Origin of the sequence: Azospirillum sp. HJ39 (assembly GCF_041507355.1) — a bacterium.
GTDB lineage: Bacteria > Pseudomonadota > Alphaproteobacteria > Azospirillales > Azospirillaceae > Azospirillum > Azospirillum thiophilum.
Genome location: NZ_CP167911.1, coordinates 185,307 through 202,188, shown reverse-complemented (window position 1 = coordinate 202,188; position 16,882 = coordinate 185,307). Strand labels below are relative to the sequence as shown.

The window sequence follows — 16,882 nt, the reverse complement described above, 5'->3', positions numbered from 1 at the left end:
TTGCCGCCGTTGTAAACCGTCCGTCCCTCACCCCCGTGCCGCGCGCACCCCGGCGGCGAGTTCGGCGACGAAGCCCAGCACGTCCTCGACCGCTCCCGTCTTCGCGGCACCGGCATCGTCCAGACCGTCGGCAAGACGGGTGACGATGGCGGAGCCGACAACGGCGGCGTCGGCGACGCGGGCGACCTCGGCGGCCTGGGCCGGCGTCTTGATGCCGAAGCCGACGGCGACCGGCAGGCCGGTGTGGCGCTTCAGCCGGGCGACCGCCGCGTCGATGGCGGTGTTCGACGCGCTGGCGGTTCCGGTGATGCCGGCGATCGACACGTAATAGACGAAGCCCGAGGTGTTGCGCATCACGGTCGGCATGCGCGCCTCGTCGGTGGTCGGCGTGGTCAGGCGGACGAAGCTGACGCCGGCCTCCAGCGCCGGCAGGCAAAGCTCCTCGTCCTCTTCCGGCGGCAGGTCGACGACGATCAGCCCGTCGACCCCGGCTTCGCGCGCAGCGGCCAGGAACGGCTCCACCCCATAGGCATGGATCGGGTTGAAATAGCCCATCAGGATGATCGGCGTGTCGGCATCCAGCTTGCGGAAGCCGCGCACCATCTCCAGCGTCCTGCTCACCGTCATGCCGGCCTTCAACGCACGCAGCGAGGAGGCCTGGATCGCCGGTCCGTCCGCCATCGGGTCGGTGAAGGGCATGCCGAGTTCGATCAGGTCGGCGCCCGCCGCCGGCAGGCCGTTCAACAGTTCTTGCGACGTGGCGGGATCGGGGTCGCCGGCAGTGACGAAGGTGACCAGGCCGGCACGCCCCTCCGCCTTCAGGATGGCGAAGCGGCGGGCGATGCGGCCATCGGCCAGGACATCCGCGGCCTTCGCGGCGGCGGGCTTCAGATCGGCACTCACAGCTCGACTCCCAGATGCTTCGCGACGGAGAAGATGTCCTTGTCGCCGCGGCCCGACAGGCACAGCACCATCAGGTGGTCCTTGGGCAGTTTCGGTGCGCGCTTGATCACCTCGGCCAAGCCGTGGGCGGATTCAAGCGCCGGGATGATTCCCTCGGTGCGGGCGCAGAGCTGGAAGGCGTCCAGCGCCTCCTGGTCCGTGGCATAGGCATATTCGACGCGGCCGACATCGTGCAGCCAGCTGTGTTCCGGCCCGATACCGGGATAGTCGAGGCCGGCGGAGATCGAGTGGCCCTCCAGGATCTGGCCGTCCTCGTCCTGCAGCAGATAGGTGCGGTTGCCGTGCAGCACGCCGGGACGGCCGCCGTTGATCGAGGCGGCATGGTCGAGCGGCCCCTTCTCGATGCCGCGGCCGGCGGCCTCGACGCCGATCATCTGCACCGACGGATCGTCGAGGAAGGGGTGGAACATGCCGATGGCGTTCGACCCGCCTCCGACGCAGGCGACCAGGCTGTCGGGCAGGCGGCCCTCAAGTTCCTGCATCTGGGTGCGCACCTCGTCGCCGATCACCGACTGGAAGTCGCGGACCATGGCGGGGTAGGGGTGCGGGCCGGCGGCGGTGCCGATGATGTAGAAGGTATCTGCGACGTTGGTGACCCAGTCGCGCAGCGCCTCGTTCATTGCGTCCTTCAGCGTCCGCCCGCCCGAGGTGACGGCGCGCACCTCCGCCCCCAGCAGCTTCATGCGGAAGACGTTGGGCTGCTGGCGGGCGATGTCGGTTTCGCCCATGTAGATGACGCAGGGCATGTCGTAGAGCGCGCAGACCGTCGCGGTCGCCACGCCGTGCTGGCCGGCGCCCGTCTCGGCGATGATGCGGGTCTTGCCCATGCGCCGGGCCAGCAGGATCTGGCCGATGCAGTTGTTGATCTTGTGCGCGCCGGTGTGGTTCAGCTCTTCGCGCTTGAAGTAGATCTTGGCCCCGCCCAGCTGCTCGGTCAGGCGCTGGGCGTAGTAGAGCGGGTTGGGGCGGCCGACATACTGCTTGAGCTGCTGGCGCATCTCGCCCTCGAAGGCGGGATCGGCGCGCGCCTCGCGATAGGCCTTCTCGACCTCCAGGATCAGGGGCATCAACGTCTCGGCGACGAAGCGCCCGCCGAAAATGCCGAAATGCCCGCGCTCGTCGGGACCGGAGCGATAGGTGTTCAGTTTGGTCATCGTCTGCGACACTGCCTAGAGTCGAGGGGGGCCCGGGGTCGAGGGGGCTCGGTCTTGCGGGCGGCATTCCGATCCGGATGCCGGCCAAGCGCGCCACCATACCGGTGCGACGCGCCGATTTGAAGCGCCGGCCATGGAATTCCGTGAATTCCGCCCGCCCCCGAAAGATGGAGCGAAGCTTTGCAGCGGCAAGGCAACGCCCCTACACTGCCGCTACCCCTTTCCGGAGCCTTTCCGATGCCGCCGCGGATGCCGCCGTCGCCTCTCCCCACGGATGTTCAGCCCGCACCCCGCCGCGTGCTGGTGGTAGAGGACAGTCCGCTGAACCGGATGCTGGTCACCGCCATCCTGGCCCAGGCCGGCCACCGGGCCGACACCGCCGACAACGGGCTGGAAGCGCTGATGGCGGCCCAGGCCGGCGGCTACGACCTGATCCTGATGGATTTGTCGATGCCGGAGATGGACGGGCTGACCGCCACCCGCCTGTTGCGCGATCTGCCGGGAGCGGCCGGCCGGATTCCGGTGATCGCCATGACCGCCGACACCGACGAAGCCGACCGCGTCCGCTGCCGGGACGCCGGAATGAACGACCATGTCGCCAAGCCGGTAGACCGTGCCCAGCTGCTGGGAACGGTGGAAAAATGGCTGCGCGCGTCCGATGCATCCGGCCTGTCGGCCGGCTTCCACTCCAGCACCTCGTCCACCTGTGGCACGGCGGACGAGGTGCTGGACCGCGAGGTGCTGGACCAGTTGGCCCAGGATCTGGATGCGGATCTGCTGGCCGACGTGCTGCGGCAGTTCGTGGACGAGACGCGGGAGCGGGTCGACCGCATCGTGGCCGAAACCGACCGTGCCATCCTGACACGCGAAGCGCACACGCTGAAGAGCACTGCCGGCACTTTCGGCGCCCGTTCCCTGTGCAACGCCGCTCGGGCCCTGGAGATGGCCTGCCGCGCTTCGCCGGCGGCGGAGAGCGGGGCGGGAGAGGATGGGGCGGACCCGGTGGAACGGCTGCGCAGAGACATTCCCCGTCTGGCCGGAGACGCCATCACGGCCTACCGCGCCGCGGGATACCTGGCCTGACCTGACCTGACCGCCCCATCCCGACCGGCCGGGACCGCTGGCGGACGCGCGTCACTCGACGACGCTGATGTTCACCGCCGAATCCTTGCCGTTGGTGCCGCGGGCGACCTCGAACTGGACCCGTTGGCCTTCCGACAGGGCATGCAGGCCGGATCGCTGCACCGCGGTGATATGCACGAACACGTCCTTCGAACCGGCTTCCGGCGCGATGAAGCCGTATCCCTTGGTCGTGTTGAACCATTTGACGGTACCGTTGGTCATGGGCCTCCCCCTGGATATTGCGAAACGGATGGGTCCGGAAACGCCGGCATCGGCCGCGCCATGAGGTCTGCCGGGCAAGCGGAACCAAGACATTGTGCGGGGAGGCTAGCCGCATGCTGTGGTTGCGGGCAATTCCGTCTCACGGCATAGGACCAACGATGCCGAAGACTGGAGAGGAAGTACGACGAAGGCGACGGCCCTTCGTCGAAGGGTATTAGCCCTTTTCTTGAGAAATTCTCTCGGAAGACCGAGAAACCACGTCGCAATAAAGGCTTAGAGCTTGCCTTCCGCCTGCCAGGCGAGGCGCTTGCGGTAGATCGTCGAGGCGCTGATCTGCAGCAACGCCGCGGCGCGGGGGATGTTGCCGTCGCAGGCGGCGATGGCATCCTCTATGGCGTCCTTCTCGACCTCCCACAGCGGCTTGATAGAGTCCGGCGAGGGCGGCGCATGCGGACGCGGAACGGGTGCCGCAGCGGCCGGCGGAGACGCCGGCGGGGATGCCGATGCGGCGTGCGGCGGCGTGCCGAGCGGTGACGGCAGCATCTCAGCCGTCACCGTGTCGCCATCCTGCAGCACCGCGACGATGCGCACCACGTTCTGCAACTGCCGGACATTGCCCGGCCAATGATAGTGGCGCAGCGCCTGCTCCGCCTCCGGGGAGAAGCGTTTGAATCCCTTCTTCTCCTCCTGCGCGAATTCGGCCAGATAGTGACGGGCGATCTCCAGCAGGTCGTCCTCGCGCTCGCGCAGCGGGGGCAGATGGATGGGGATGACATGCAGACGGTAATAGAGATCCTCGCGGAACCGCCCCTCCTCCACCTCGCGCAGGGGATCGCGGTTGGTGGCGCAAACGATGCGCAGGTCGACCTTCTCCAGCTTGGATCCGCCGACGGGGGTGAAGGTGCCGGTCTGGATGAAGCGCAGCAACTTAGTCTGCAGGTCCGGCGCCAGTTCGCAGATCTCGTCCAGGAACAGGGTGCCGCCGTCGGCCCGCGCCGCGGCCCCTTCGCGATCGGACACCGCCCCGGTGAAGCTGCCCTTCACATGGCCGAAGATCTCGCTTTCCATGAGATCCTTCGGGATGGCGCCGCAGTTGATGGCGATGAAGGGGCGGGCCGCCCGCTGGCTCTGGCGGTGGATCGCCTCGGCGCAGACCTCCTTGCCGGTGCCGGACTCGCCGGTGATGAAGACGGTGGCACGCGACGAGGCGGCGCTGTCGACGATTCGGTAGACCGCCTGCATCGCCAGCGACGAGCCGATGAAGCCGTGGTAGCGGGCGCGGTTCAGGTCCTTCTCGAAGGTGTCGACCAGTTGGGCCAGCCGCAGCCGCTCCATGGCGTTGCGGACGGTCACCACCAGCCGGTCGGCGGAGAAGGGCTTGACCAGGAAATCATAGGCGCCGTAGCGCATCGCCTCCACAGCCGCCTTCACCGACCCATGCGCGGTGATGACGATGACGGCGCAGGGCAGGGCCTGGGCGTCGATGCGTTTCAGCACCTCCATCCCGTTCATATCCGGCAGCTGGAGATCGAGCAGCACCACCTTCGGCGCGCCGTCGTTCAACTGCACCAACGCCTCCGCCCCCGTTTCGACGGCGATGACGGTGTGGGATTCCTTTTTCAGGTATTCCGCGTAGACACGGGCCAGGGACGGGGTGTCTTCGATCAGCAGGACGGGAATGGAACCGGGCGGCATGCTGTGTGCGACACATGAGAGGTAGGGGCAGGGTTCGTCCTATTGTCTAACAGATAATTCCGGGAATCCCACCCCCTGCGCATATGTCGGCGACACGAACGCATCGAAATCCCGGCCGGACCGGATATGTCGCAGGGAAGGTCGCCGCTCGGAGGCCCCGATTTGCCGCGCCGCCGCTTGCCGGAGGCACCGCGATGAACTATCAGCAGCAGGAACGGGAGCGCGGAAGAGGGAGGCCGCATGGCCGATCATGCCATTCTGGCCGGCAAGCGCGTGCTGCTGGTCATTGCCGGCGGCATCGCCGCCTACAAGTGCCTGGAACTGATCCGCCGCCTGCGCGAGCGCGGGGCGTCGGTGCGCGCGGTGATGACCGCCGCAGCCGCCCGCTTCGTCACGCCACTGTCGGTGCAGGCGTTGACCGAGGATACCGTCTATCAGGACATGTGGTCGCTGACCGACGAGTCGGAGATGGGCCATATCCGCCTGTCGCGCGAGGCCGACCTGCTGGTCGTGGCGCCGGCCACCGCCGATCTGCTGGCCCGCATGGCGGCCGGCATGGCCGACGACCTGCCCGCGACCGTGCTGCTGGCCACCGACAAGCCGGTGCTGGTCGCCCCCGCCATGAATGTCCGCATGTGGCAGCACGCCGCGACCCAGGCCAATTTGGCCCTGCTGGAAAGCCGCGGCGTGCGGCGCGTCGGCCCCAACGAGGGCGCGATGGCCTGCAACGAGTACGGTCCCGGCCGCATGGCCGAGCCGATGGAGATCGTCGACGCCATCGCCGAGATCCTGGCCGGAGAGTTGCGCAAGCCGCTGGCCGGCAGACGCGCCATCGTCACCAGCGGCCCGACCCACGAGCCGATCGACCCGGTGCGCTACATCGCCAACCGGTCGTCCGGCAGGCAGGGCCACGCCATCGCCGCGGCCCTGGCGCAGTTCGGCGCCGAGGTGACGCTGGTCAGCGGCCCGACCCGGCTGCCCGATCCGCCCGGCTGCACCGTCCGCCATATCGAGACCGCCCGCGAGATGCTGGCCGCCTGCGAGGCGGCCCTGCCCGCCGACATCGCCGTCTGCGCCGCCGCGGTCGCCGACTGGCACGTCGCCGGCCCCTCCGACCGCAAGCTGAAGAAGGACGGTGGCGGTCCGCCCGCGCTGGAGCTCGCCGAGAATCCGGACATCCTCGCCACCCTGTCCGCCTCTGGCAGCCGGCGGCCGGCGCTGGTGGTCGGCTTCGCTGCGGAGACCGGCGACGTGCTGACCTACGCCACCGCCAAGCGCGCCCGCAAGGGCTGCGACTGGATCGTCGCCAACGACGTCTCGCCCGGGACCGGCACCTTCGGCGGCCGCGACAACACCGTCCATCTGATCCGCGCCGACACCGTCGAATCCTGGCCGACCATGACCAAGGAGGCCGTCGCCACCCGGCTGGCGGAGGCGGTCGCGGGTTATTTCGAGCGCATTTGACCGATTGCGGCCGCCAACAGGCACCCGGACACAGGAAAGAAACATCCATGCCGACCACCCCCACCGTCGCCTTTCTCCGCCTGCCCGGCAACGACGACCTGCCGCTGCCGTCCTACGCCACCGAAGGAGCGGCCGGCTTCGATCTGCGCGCCGCCGTGCCGCCCGGCGAGCCGGCAATGCTGGCACCGGGCAGGCGGATGCTGGTGCAGACCGGCTTCGCCGTCGGATTGCCGGCAGGGTGGGAAATGCAGGTCCGGCCGCGCTCCGGGCTGGCGGTGAAGCATGGGGTGACGGTGCTGAACACGCCGGGCACGGTCGATTGCGACTATCGCGGACCGGTCGGCGTCTGTCTTGTCAATCTGGGGGACGAGCCCTTCGCCATCGCCCGCGGCGACCGCATCGCCCAGGCGGTGATCGCCCCGGCCCCCCGGGCGGCGCTGGTCGAGGTCGACTCGCTGGACGACACGGCGCGCGGGGCAGGCGGCTTCGGGTCCACCGGCATCGCCTGATGACCGGTATCGCCTGAGGGCCGGTGGCGCCCGACTCCGCCGCACCCGACTCCGCCGCGCGCAACGGCGCCCCCGCGCCCGCCGATCCGTGGCATGATCGCGGGGATACCCGTTCCGACGGGAATGGTGGACAGGGGGTGGTCATGCGGTGTCCCCGGCGGAGCGTGGCGTTCCGCATCCTGGCGGGGTTGACGGTCATCGGCGGGCTGGCCGCGGCGACCAGCGTGGTCGCCGTCTCGCTGTTCTCCCGCTTCCACCGGAGCTACGAGCAGATCGCCACCGCCAAGGTGCCGGGACTGGTCGCCGCCGCGCAGCTGGTGCAGCAGAGCGGCGCCGTCGCCGCCATCGCCCCCGCCCTGATCGCCGCCCAGGACCAGGCCGCGCGCGAGGCCGTGATGGCGCGGATGGGGGACCAGATCGTCCTTCTGGAACAATTGATGGCCCGGCTGATCGCCCATGGCGGCATCCGGAGCGTCAACGGGAGCGCCCGCGGCGGCGGCCGCACCGACAGCGGCGGCGACCTGGGCGAACTGGACCGCCGCAAGAACGAGCTGGTCGGCACCCTGCTGACGCTGAACGCCCAGGTGCAGCAGCAGCTTTCCCTGATCGCCGACACCAATGCCCGCGCCCAGGCCCTGGCAGCCCTGACCGTCCGCCTCGGCACCGCGCAGGGGCGGGAGGAGGACGGACAGGAGATGGATCCGGTCCGGCCAGCGGAGACGGGTTCCGGCCTCCCCGGCGCCGGATCGGCCGACCGCGACCGTGCGACGCTGACGCGCTGGCACAATGACCTGACCGGAGCCGCCACGACGCTGCTGGCGGCGCTGCGGGCCGACGGTGACGACCGGCTTGACCGGCTCCGGGCCGATGCCCGCGCCTCGCTCGACGCCGCGGCCATGGCGCTGGCCGCCCTGCCGTCGGACCGCGCCGCCCGGCTGGAGCCGCTGCAGCGCGAACTGGAGGAGGCTGCCTTCGGGCGTTCGCCCCTGTTCGCCCTGCGCGAGGCCGAGCTTTCGCTGCAGCGGGCGATCAAGCGCTCGGCCGTCCGCAACCAGGCGGTTTCGGACCGGCTCGTCGCCATCGTGTCGGACTATTTCCTGGCGGTCGAGCAGGATGTCGCCCGCCGCTCCACCGAGTTCGAGCGGGTGATCCGCGACGGCGAGCGTGCGGTGATCGCCATGGCGCTGCTGTCGATCCTGGGGGCCGCCGCGATCTTCGCCTACATCCACCGCAACGTGGTGGCACGGCTGCGCCGGCTGCGCAGCGCCATGCAGGCGGTGGAAACCGGCGGCCCGGCCGAGATACCGGAACTGGACCCGCCCGGCTCCGGCGCCGCCGGCAGCCGGGACGAGATCGGCGAGATGGCGCGCGCGCTGGCCTATTTCGTCACCACCATCCGCGCCCGCGAAACCGCCCTGGCCGACGGCGAGCGCCGGCTGCGCACCATCCTGGAGCAGAGCCCGGTCGGCGTGTCGATCGGCCGTGCCGATGGCACCGTCGCCTTCGCCAACGCCCGCGCCGCCGAATTGGCAGGCCGGCCCCTGGACGCCTTCGTCGGCAGCAGCCATGCCCTGGCTCTGGCCGGCGCCACCATCCGCGGGCGCGGTGCCGGGCAGGGCCAAGGGACCGGACTGGAAGGGGGGCCTGAGACCGGCGGCGTGGTGATCCGCGACGCGGAGGTGGCGGTCGACCGCCCCGACGGCAGCCGGGTCTGGGCCCTGCAAACGCTCCAGCGCACCAGTTTCGAAGGCGAGCCGGCTGTGCTGGCCTGGAGCTACGACATCACCGCCCGCAAGCGGGCGGAGGAGGCGCTGCGCACCGCGAAGGAACAGGCGGAGATAGCCGCCCGCTCCAAGGCGGAGTTCCTCGCCACCATGAGCCACGAGATCCGCACCCCGATGAATGGCGTGCTGGGCATGCTGGAGCTGATGGCCCTGACCCCGCTGGACGAGGAACAGCGCACGCTGGTCGCCACCATGCGCGAGAGCGGCGCGGCGCTGCTGCGGATCATCGACGACATCCTGGACCTCTCGAAGATCGAGGCCGGCAAGCTGGAACTGGAGGAGCTCGACCTTCGCCCGGTCGAACTGGTGGAGGGCGTGGCCGACCTGCTGGCACCCCAAGCCCACCAGAAGGACCTGGCCCTGATCTGCGACATAGACCCGTCGGTGCCGGCGCGGCTGCGCGGCGACTCGGGCCGGCTGCGCCAGATCCTGTTCAACCTTACCGGCAATGCCATCAAGTTCACCGACCATGGCCGGGTGGTGCTGCGCGTCCATGCCACCGGCCCGGCCCGGCCCGGCCATGTCCGCCTGCATGTGGCGGTGGAGGACACAGGAATCGGCATCGGTCCGGAAGGACAGGCCCGTCTGTTCCAGCCCTTCAGCCAGGCCGACAGCTCCACCACCCGACGCTTCGGCGGCACCGGCCTGGGGCTGGCGATCTGTACCCGGCTGATCGAACGCATGGACGGGCGCATCGGTGTCGAGTCCGTACCGGGCATCGGCTCCACCTTCTGGTTCACGGTCGATCTGCCGTGCACCGACGAACCCTTGCCGCCCGATCCGGCGCCGCTCGCCGGCCTGTGCATTCTGCTGGCCGACGAGGACGAGGTGCAACGCGCCGTGCTGGCCCGTTACCTGGAACAGGGCGGTGCCACGGTGACGGTTGCCGCCACGGTACCCGACGCGGCGACGCGATTGGGGCGCGGCGGACTGGGCCTGCTGGTGACCACCGCGGCGCTGGCCCACCGGCTGCAACCGCTGTCCGACGCCTGCAGCCCCGGATTGCCGCGGCTGTTGGTGGGCGATGGACGGGAAAACAGCCATCAGGCCGCTTCGCCCCATGCCTTCACGAACGCCGCCGGCACCCATCCGCTGGCGTGGCTGGCGCAGCCGGTCCACCGCGCCGCTCTGGTTCGTGCCGCTGCCGTCCTGACCGGCCGCGCCGCGCAGGACTCAGCTCCCACCCCGGCGATGGAGGAAGGTCACTTCCCCGATCCGCCCGCTGCCGCCCTAGGCCCCATCCTGGTGGCGGAGGACCATCCGACCAACCAGCAGGTGATCCTGCGCCAACTGCACCGGCTCGGCTATGCGGCGGAACTGGCGGTCGACGGAGCACAGGCGCTGGCGGCCTGGCGCAGCGGCCGTCACCGGCTGGTCGTCACCGACTGCCATATGCCGGTTATGGACGGCTACGAGCTGGCGCGCCGCATCCGCGCCGAGGAAGGAACCGCAAGGGAGCGCACGCCCATCGTCGCCATGACCGCCAATGCCCTGTCCGGCGAGATGGAGCGCTGCCTGGCCGCCGGCATGGACGATTATCTCGCCAAGCCGGTGACGCTGGAACAGCTCGCCCGGGTCCTGGCCCACTGGCTCGACGCCGCCCCGCCGCAAGCCGTCGCCCCGCCCCCACCGGAAAAGGCGCTGCCCGTGCTGGACCTCGACCATGTGCGGGAGATCTTCGGCGGCATGGAGGATGGCGGCCTCGACGGCGCTACGCTCGACATGATGGATTTCTTCATCGAGACGACGCGGCCCACGCTCGACCGGGCGCTGGAGGCGCTGGCGGCCGGAGACATGGAGGAGGCGCGGGCCGCCGCCCATTCGGCGGCCGGGGCGGCGCGGACCGCCGGGGCGCAGGCACTGGCCGCCGCCTGCACAGGCCTGGAACGCGCCATCGTCGACGGATGCGAGACGGAGCTGGAACGCCATGCCGGCGCAATGGCCGCAGCCTTTCCGGAAGTCGAAAAGGCGATAAGCACGTTGCGCCACACGAAAGAGACGATGCACCGTCCGGAAGAGACCATGGCGTAACCGGCCATGTCGGAGCGAAATCTACCTGGGCGGGAAGGCTTTCCCGAAAAGGCGCACGGCAGGCGGGTGTTGCTTGTCGGTGGAGGACGGGTGAACTACTCTGCGCCTCTTGACTCATTTCGATAGCTTCGGCCGGGCCATCCGCATAGCGCTGGTCCCGGCCCCGGGGGGTGGAAAGCGTGGTCGGTTTCGCTGGCTTCTTTTGGAACAAGGAAACCCGGCGCGAGGCCGATCATGCAGCCGCAGACCGCGACCGCTGGCGGGCGCTTCTGGCCGCCGCACCCCATCCCTGGTGCGCCTGGAACGGCTCGGGCGAGGCCCTGCTGTCGGACCAGGCGGCATCCCTGCTCGGCATCGCCACGGCCGACGAACTGGCGACCGCCCTGCCGACACCCGAATTCGCCTCCGCCCTTGCCCGCCTGCGCCGCGATGGCGAGCCCTTCCGGTGCGAGGCATCGGCGTGCGACGGGCGGCGACTCGTCCTGACCGGCCGGCGCGGCTCCGCCGGGGCCGAGCGCTGCGACGTCGTCTGGATCGAGGACGTCACCGCCGCGCACGACGCCGCCCGCAGCGCCACCCGCCGGCAGGAGACGGAGACGGGCGTCGCCCGCTCCCGCCTCGCAGAGTTGCAGGCAGCGGCCGACGCCCTGCCGATCCCGGTATGGATGCGTGACCGGTCCTTACGCCTGTCCTGGTGCAACCGCGCCTATGCCCGCGCCGTCGACGGCGATCCCGACGGCGTGGTGGCGGAGGGACGGGAGCTGACCGCCGCCGGCCCGTCGCTGGCCGAACGGGCGCGCAGCGGCGGCTTCGCCCAGTCCGACCGCACCCCGGTGGTGATCGGCACCGAACGTCGCATGCTGGAGGTGACCGAGGCGCCGCTGCCGCTGACCGACGGCGGCGGCACGCTGGTGGTCGGCTATGCCATGGACCTCACCCCGCTGGAGGAGTTGCGCGGCGAGCTGGACCGCCATCTGACCGCCCATGCCGAGGTGCTGGAACGGCTGGGCACCGCCATCGCCATCTTCGGCCCCGATACCCGGCTGACCTTTTTCAACCAGGCCTACGCCCGCCTGTGGGATCTGGACGAGGCATGGCTGCGCGGCGAACCGACCAACGCCGAGCTGCTGGAGGAACTGCGCGCCCGCCGCCGCCTGCCGGAATATGCCGACTACCAGACCTTCAAGCGTGAGCGGCTGACCCGCTACACCCATCTGGTGGAACCGGTGGAGGAGATGCTGCATCTGCCCGACGGCACCACCCTGCGCCATCTGGCCGCCCCCCATCCGCAGGGCGGACTGATCACCATCCTGGAGGACGTCACCAACACGCTTGCGCTGGAATCCTCCTACAACACACTGATGGCGGTGCAGCAGGAGACGCTGGACAATCTGGCGGAGGGCATCGCGGTGTTCGGCGGCGACGGCCGGCTAAAGCTGTCCAACCCGGCCTTCGCCCGCATCTGGGATCTGGCCGACGGCGACCTGTACGGCGAGCCGCACATCGCCGACGTGATCGAACGCATGCGCCCGCTGCTGGAGAACCCGCCGCCCGAGCGGTCGGGCGAAACGGCCGGCGCCCCGGCAGCCGGTGCCGCGAACTCCGCCTCCATCTGGGATGCGCTGAAGGAGGAACTGATCGGCGCCACGCTGGAACGCAGCGTCCGTTCCGGCCGGGTGGAGCGCAGCGACGGGTCGGTGGTGGAATTCTCCACCCTGCCGCTCCCGGACGGGGCGGTGCTGAACAGCTATCTGGACGTCACCGACGGCGCCCGGCTGGAGACGGCACTGCGCGCCTCCAACGCCGCGCTGGAGGCCGCCGACCAGTTGAAGAGCGAGTTCATCGCCAATGTCTCCCACCATCTGCGCACGCCGCTGAACGGCATCATCGGCTTCGCCGAGGTGCTGGCGAACCAGTATTTCGGCGAATTGAACCCGCGGCAGATGGAGTATGTCCGCAGCATGCTGGCGGCCGGACAGCGCCTGCTGGAGCTGATCGACGACGTGGTCGACCTGACCAGCCTGGGCGCCGGCGTGACCACGCTGGACCGCGGGCCGGTCAGCCTGCCCGACCTGCTCGACTCGGTTGCCGGGCTGACCCGCGAATGGGCGCGGCGCGAAGGGTTGCGCATGGAGGTCGTGGCTCCCGCGGCGCTGGGCGAGATCGAGGGCGACGGCAAGCGGCTGAAACAGGCGCTGTTCACGCTGGTGGTCGGCGCCATCCGCAATCCGCCGCCGGACCGACGCATCCGCCTGGCCGGCGAAAGGCTGAACGGCAGCGTCACCCTGTCTGTCAGCGGTGCCGCCGCCCCGGATGCCGACCCGCATGGCGCGGCAGCCCTGGGCATCTCGCTGGCCCGCAACGTGATGGAGTTGCATGGCGGCCGGCTGGAGCTGGACGAGACCGGCGGACCCGGCATCTATCGCGGCGCCCATGTCCGCTGCGTCATGCCTGTGCGCGCGCCGGTCAACGGGGTGCGGGCCTGAGCGGGCAGGGCGGGGCCAGCATTCAGGGATGATCGTTTAGGGGCGGGCGCCGGCGGAACCCAATTCCCACCGCCCGCGTTATCCCTGTCCCACCCGCCCCCTTGCCCCGCGGAGCCGCCGACGATGACGAAGCCCCTGACCCTGTCGATCCCCCACTCGCTCGGCCGGGCGGAGGCAAGGCGCCGGCTGGTCGACGGCATGGGCGAGGTCCGGGCCCGCCTCGGTGCCGTCGCAACCAGCATCGACGACAGTTGGGCCGGCGACCGTCTGGATTTCCGCGTCGTGGCGCTGGCCCAGACCATCGCCGGCCATATCGACGTGCTGGACAACAGCGTCGAGATGGAGGTCCAGCTTCCCTGGGCGCTGGCCCTGCTGGCCGAAAAGATCAGGAACAAGGTGACCCGCCAGGGCACGCTGATGCTGGAGAAGAGGTAAGGATAGATGGCGTCACCCCATCCCTCACCCCATCCATGATCGCACAAGTATTTTTCTAATACATTGATATATAAATATAATTTATCATACTCTTCACCGGATGGGAGAGGTCTGACAGGTCCATTCGACCCCGTTCTCCCTATCGTCCTTACCTCAGCGTCCTCAATCGTCCGACGATGGCTCCTCCAGCTTGCGGCGGGCGAGCGGGTGGTGGTCGTGCATGACCCGCTTCAGCCGTTCCGTGACCACATGCGTGTAGATCTGCGTCGTCGCGATGTCGGCATGCCCCAGCATCATCTGGACGGAGCGCAGATCGGCGCCATGATCCAGCAGATGGGTGGCGAAGGCATGACGCAGGACGTGGGGGCTGACTTTCTCCGGGTCGATGCCGGCGTCGATGGCGAGCTGCTTCAGCAATTGCGCGAAGCGCTGGCGCGTCAGGTGCCCTTCGGCGGAGATGCGTGACGGGAACAGGAAAGGGCTGTGCCCGGCATCCGCCCCCGCAACAGGCGGGATGAAGTGGCTGCGAAACGGAATATAGGCGGCAAGCGCCGCCAGCGCCGGGTCGGACAGCGGCACCATCCGATCCTTGCCGCCCTTGCCGCGCACCAGCAGGCCGCGGCCGTCGCGCATGATGGCGGTCATCGGCAGGCCGACCAGTTCCGACACGCGCAGACCGGTGGCGTACAGCACCTCCAGCAGCGCGACCAGCCGCAGCCCCTCCGGCCCGCCGCGCTCCTCGGCGGTGGCCAGCATGGCGCCAACCTCCCCCTCCGTCAGGATCTTGGGCAGCGGCCGGCCCTGCTTGGGGCTGTCGAGGGGGGAGGCCGGATCGTCGGCCCGCCGGCCCTCCGACAGCAGGAAGCGGTAGAACTGCCGCATCGCCGACAGCCGCCGCGCCACGGTGCGGGGGGCGCCGTCTGTGCTCTGCACCGCCAGATAGGCCCGCAGATCCTCGGTCCCCGCCGCCTCCAGCGGCACGCCGCGCTGCGCCAGCCAGCGGCCGAGATCGGCGAGGTCGCGCTCATAGGCCAGCCGCGTGTTGACCGCCGCCCCGCGCTCCGCCGTCAGCATGTCGAGGAAGGCATCGAGATGCGGCGAGATGGCGACCGGTCGTGGCTTGCACGGCCGGCCCCGGCGCTTGGCGGCGCGTTTTACGGCCATGCCCGATCCGCTCATGATGTCGACAGGCTCCCTGGAGCTGAGTTCATGCCAAGCTTGTTGGCGGGCTTCATGGCGGGCTTGCCGCCGGAGCGGAGGCGACGGCAGGGCCAGCCAGCGCCGCCATCGCCTCGCGGGCGAGCGCGCGGCCGTCCGCCTCTAGCCCGACCGCCTTCAGGTTGGCGGCCACCCGCGCCGTCACCACGGGCGGCACCCCGGCAGGGCCGGCCTCCCCCAGCAGCAGCAGGGCGGCGACCACCGTCTCGCCGATGCGTCCGCCGGCGGCGGCGTCGCCCAGGCGCTGCCATAGCGCCGGATCGACCCCCGCATCGCTGCCGGTGGGTGGCCCGGCGCCGTCCGTCACCGTCAGCCACGCCTCGTCCGGCACGGCGACGGCCAGCGCCTGGAGCAGCGCCAACTGGCCGGCGATGCGGGCACGGGCGGGAGTGTCGGCACCGCGCAACGCCTCGTCCAGCCACGCGGCCAGCCCGCGGGGATCGTCGCCGCCGCGCCCGGTCGCCACCACGGCCAGAGGCCACAGCCAAGCGGTGTCGGCGCTCCGTCCGCTGCGCAGAGCCAGATCGTGCCAGCGCCGCCCCTGGTCGAGCCGGCCGAGCGCGTAATAGAGCCATGCCGCTGCCGGAGCCAGCGCCGCAGCATCGCCTGTGGGCGACACGGTGTCGAGCAGCCCGGCCGCGGCGGCGCCCACCGGCCCGGCGCGCAGGCGCGGGTCGACCAGTTCCACCGCCAGGGATGCCAGCCCGACGCGACGCTGCCCGTCCATCGCCGCCGCCATCGCCTGATGGACCAGCGCACGGCTGCGGGCGGTGCGGTCGCGTTGCGCGATGTCCTTCACCCGCAACAGCTCGTCGCCGCGCGGCTGCACCTGGACATAGAGGTCGATGAGCTGCCGGCCGTCGAGGAACAGGGCCGCCGCCGACCGCTCCCCGGCGGCGGCGCGGGTGGTGGGATCGGTGGAGGGGTTGGTTGCAACTGCGGCCAGCGCCTGCGGATTGTCCAGCGGCAGGCGGTCGGGGGGCACGGCGATCCGCGCCGTCCGCATGGCGGCGAGCGTCAGCGCCAGACCGTCGCCGCCGCCTTGCAGGGCCAGGGCCCGCGCGGGCGGCGGGGCGGCCCCGGCCAGCGCGTCGGCCACCATCAGGAACGGGTCGGAGCGGCGGACACCACTGCTGCGCAGGGCCGCCAGCGCCTCGTCGGTGCCGGCACGGTTGCCGACGCGGGCGTGGCAGAACAGGGCAAGCCTGGTCCAGTAGTCGGAGGCGAATTCCTTGCCGCGGGCGAGAGCGCGCGCGCAATCGAGGCCGCCGCGCGCCAGTTCCGCATCGGTCAACGCCCGCGCCGCCGGCTCGTCCGCCGCCAGCGCCGCCGGCAACAGGGCCGCCAGACCAGCCGCCCCGGCCGGGTCGCCGATCCGTGAGAGCTTCTCGATGCGCAGGGCGCCGAAACCGCGGAGCGGCGGCGCTTCGCCGGTCGCGATGGCGGGCGAGCCGGCACTCAGCAGCAGGCGGCGTTCCAGCGCCTTGGCGGCCGGCGATGGAGTATCGACCGGCAGGGCGGCGATCAGCGGCAGAAGTTCAGCCCGGCCGAGGCCGCGCCACGGCTCCGCCCCCAGCCCCTGCATGCCGCTCAGCAGACCGGCCCCGTCCGGATCGGGCGCCCCCAGCGGCTCACGCGCGACCGGCACCGGCCGTGCCACCACCGGAGAAACGACCGATGACGGAGCAACTGGTGGGACGGATGACGCGGCTGGGGGAACTGCCACGCGTGCCGGTGCGGGAATCGGCGGCACAGGCGCCGTCATCTCCGGCCTGACGGGATCGGGGGTCAGCCGGACA

Annotated in this window: 12 protein-coding genes; 6 read left to right on the top strand and 6 right to left on the bottom strand. The window is 70.5% G+C overall.

Features of this window, described 5'->3' with window-relative positions:
- Positions 1-27: 27 nt before the first annotated feature.
- Together trpA and trpB are read right to left on the bottom strand one after the other, a co-directional pair.
- On the bottom strand, positions 28-903 hold the full coding sequence (gene trpA, locus ABMY26_RS14425; RefSeq protein ID WP_372397951.1) for a tryptophan synthase subunit alpha: 876 nt from the start codon (positions 901-903) through the stop codon (positions 28-30).
- Positions 900-2,117 (bottom strand): tryptophan synthase subunit beta, encoded by a 1,218-nt coding sequence (gene trpB, locus ABMY26_RS14420; RefSeq protein WP_372397950.1) that lies wholly within the window; start codon positions 2,115-2,117, stop codon positions 900-902. The genes trpA and trpB overlap by 4 nt, the downstream gene beginning before the upstream one ends.
- A 237-nt stretch (positions 2,118-2,354) precedes the next feature.
- Between trpB and ABMY26_RS14415 the strand changes: the two genes are divergently transcribed.
- Positions 2,355-3,200, top strand: a complete 846-nt coding sequence (locus ABMY26_RS14415) for a response regulator (protein ID WP_372397949.1) — start codon at positions 2,355-2,357, stop codon at positions 3,198-3,200.
- A gap of 51 nt (positions 3,201-3,251) precedes the next feature.
- On the opposite strand, the gene ABMY26_RS14410 is transcribed toward ABMY26_RS14415, so the two are convergent.
- Together ABMY26_RS14410 and ABMY26_RS14405 are read right to left on the bottom strand one after the other, a co-directional pair.
- Positions 3,252-3,461 carry a cold-shock protein gene (locus tag ABMY26_RS14410; protein ID WP_014249082.1) on the bottom strand — a complete coding sequence of 70 codons (210 nt, stop codon included), beginning with the start codon at positions 3,459-3,461 and terminating at the stop codon, positions 3,252-3,254.
- A gap of 273 nt (positions 3,462-3,734) precedes the next feature.
- Complete coding sequence (locus ABMY26_RS14405; protein ID WP_372397948.1) at positions 3,735-5,156, bottom strand: sigma-54-dependent transcriptional regulator; 1,422 nt, start codon at positions 5,154-5,156, stop codon at positions 3,735-3,737.
- Between the two features lie 240 nt (positions 5,157-5,396).
- On the opposite strand from ABMY26_RS14405, the gene coaBC reads away from it, so the two are divergent.
- From coaBC to ABMY26_RS14380, 5 genes are all read left to right on the top strand, one after another.
- Positions 5,397-6,620, top strand: coding sequence for a bifunctional phosphopantothenoylcysteine decarboxylase/phosphopantothenate--cysteine ligase CoaBC (gene coaBC, locus ABMY26_RS14400; protein ID WP_372397947.1), 1,224 nt, complete (start codon positions 5,397-5,399; stop codon positions 6,618-6,620).
- 47 nt (positions 6,621-6,667) lie between these two features.
- Positions 6,668-7,129, top strand: coding sequence for a dUTP diphosphatase (gene dut, locus ABMY26_RS14395; protein ID WP_372397946.1), 462 nt, complete (start codon positions 6,668-6,670; stop codon positions 7,127-7,129).
- A 164-nt stretch (positions 7,130-7,293) separates the two neighbouring features.
- Positions 7,294-10,944 carry an ATP-binding protein gene (locus tag ABMY26_RS14390; protein WP_372397945.1) on the top strand — a complete coding sequence of 1,217 codons (3,651 nt, stop codon included), beginning with the start codon at positions 7,294-7,296 and terminating at the stop codon, positions 10,942-10,944.
- A 179-nt stretch (positions 10,945-11,123) separates the two neighbouring features.
- Positions 11,124-13,430: a PAS-domain containing protein gene (locus ABMY26_RS14385; RefSeq protein ID WP_372397944.1), complete on the top strand. Its 2,307-nt coding sequence runs from the start codon at positions 11,124-11,126 to the stop codon at positions 13,428-13,430.
- 123 nt (positions 13,431-13,553) lie between these two features.
- Complete coding sequence (locus ABMY26_RS14380; RefSeq protein ID WP_372397943.1) at positions 13,554-13,865, top strand: polyhydroxyalkanoic acid system family protein; 312 nt, start codon at positions 13,554-13,556, stop codon at positions 13,863-13,865.
- Positions 13,866-14,027: 162 nt separating this feature from the next.
- Here the strand turns inward: ABMY26_RS14380 and ABMY26_RS14375 are convergent, their stop codons facing one another.
- Positions 14,028-15,029, bottom strand: a complete 1,002-nt coding sequence (locus ABMY26_RS14375; protein WP_372397942.1) for a site-specific tyrosine recombinase XerD — start codon at positions 15,027-15,029, stop codon at positions 14,028-14,030.
- A 67-nt stretch (positions 15,030-15,096) separates the two neighbouring features.
- The gene (locus ABMY26_RS14370; RefSeq protein WP_372397941.1) at positions 15,097-16,731 is read right to left on the bottom strand and encodes a hypothetical protein; all 1,635 of its coding nucleotides are present in this window, start codon (positions 16,729-16,731) and stop codon (positions 15,097-15,099) included.
- Positions 16,732-16,882: the final 151 nt, after the last annotated feature.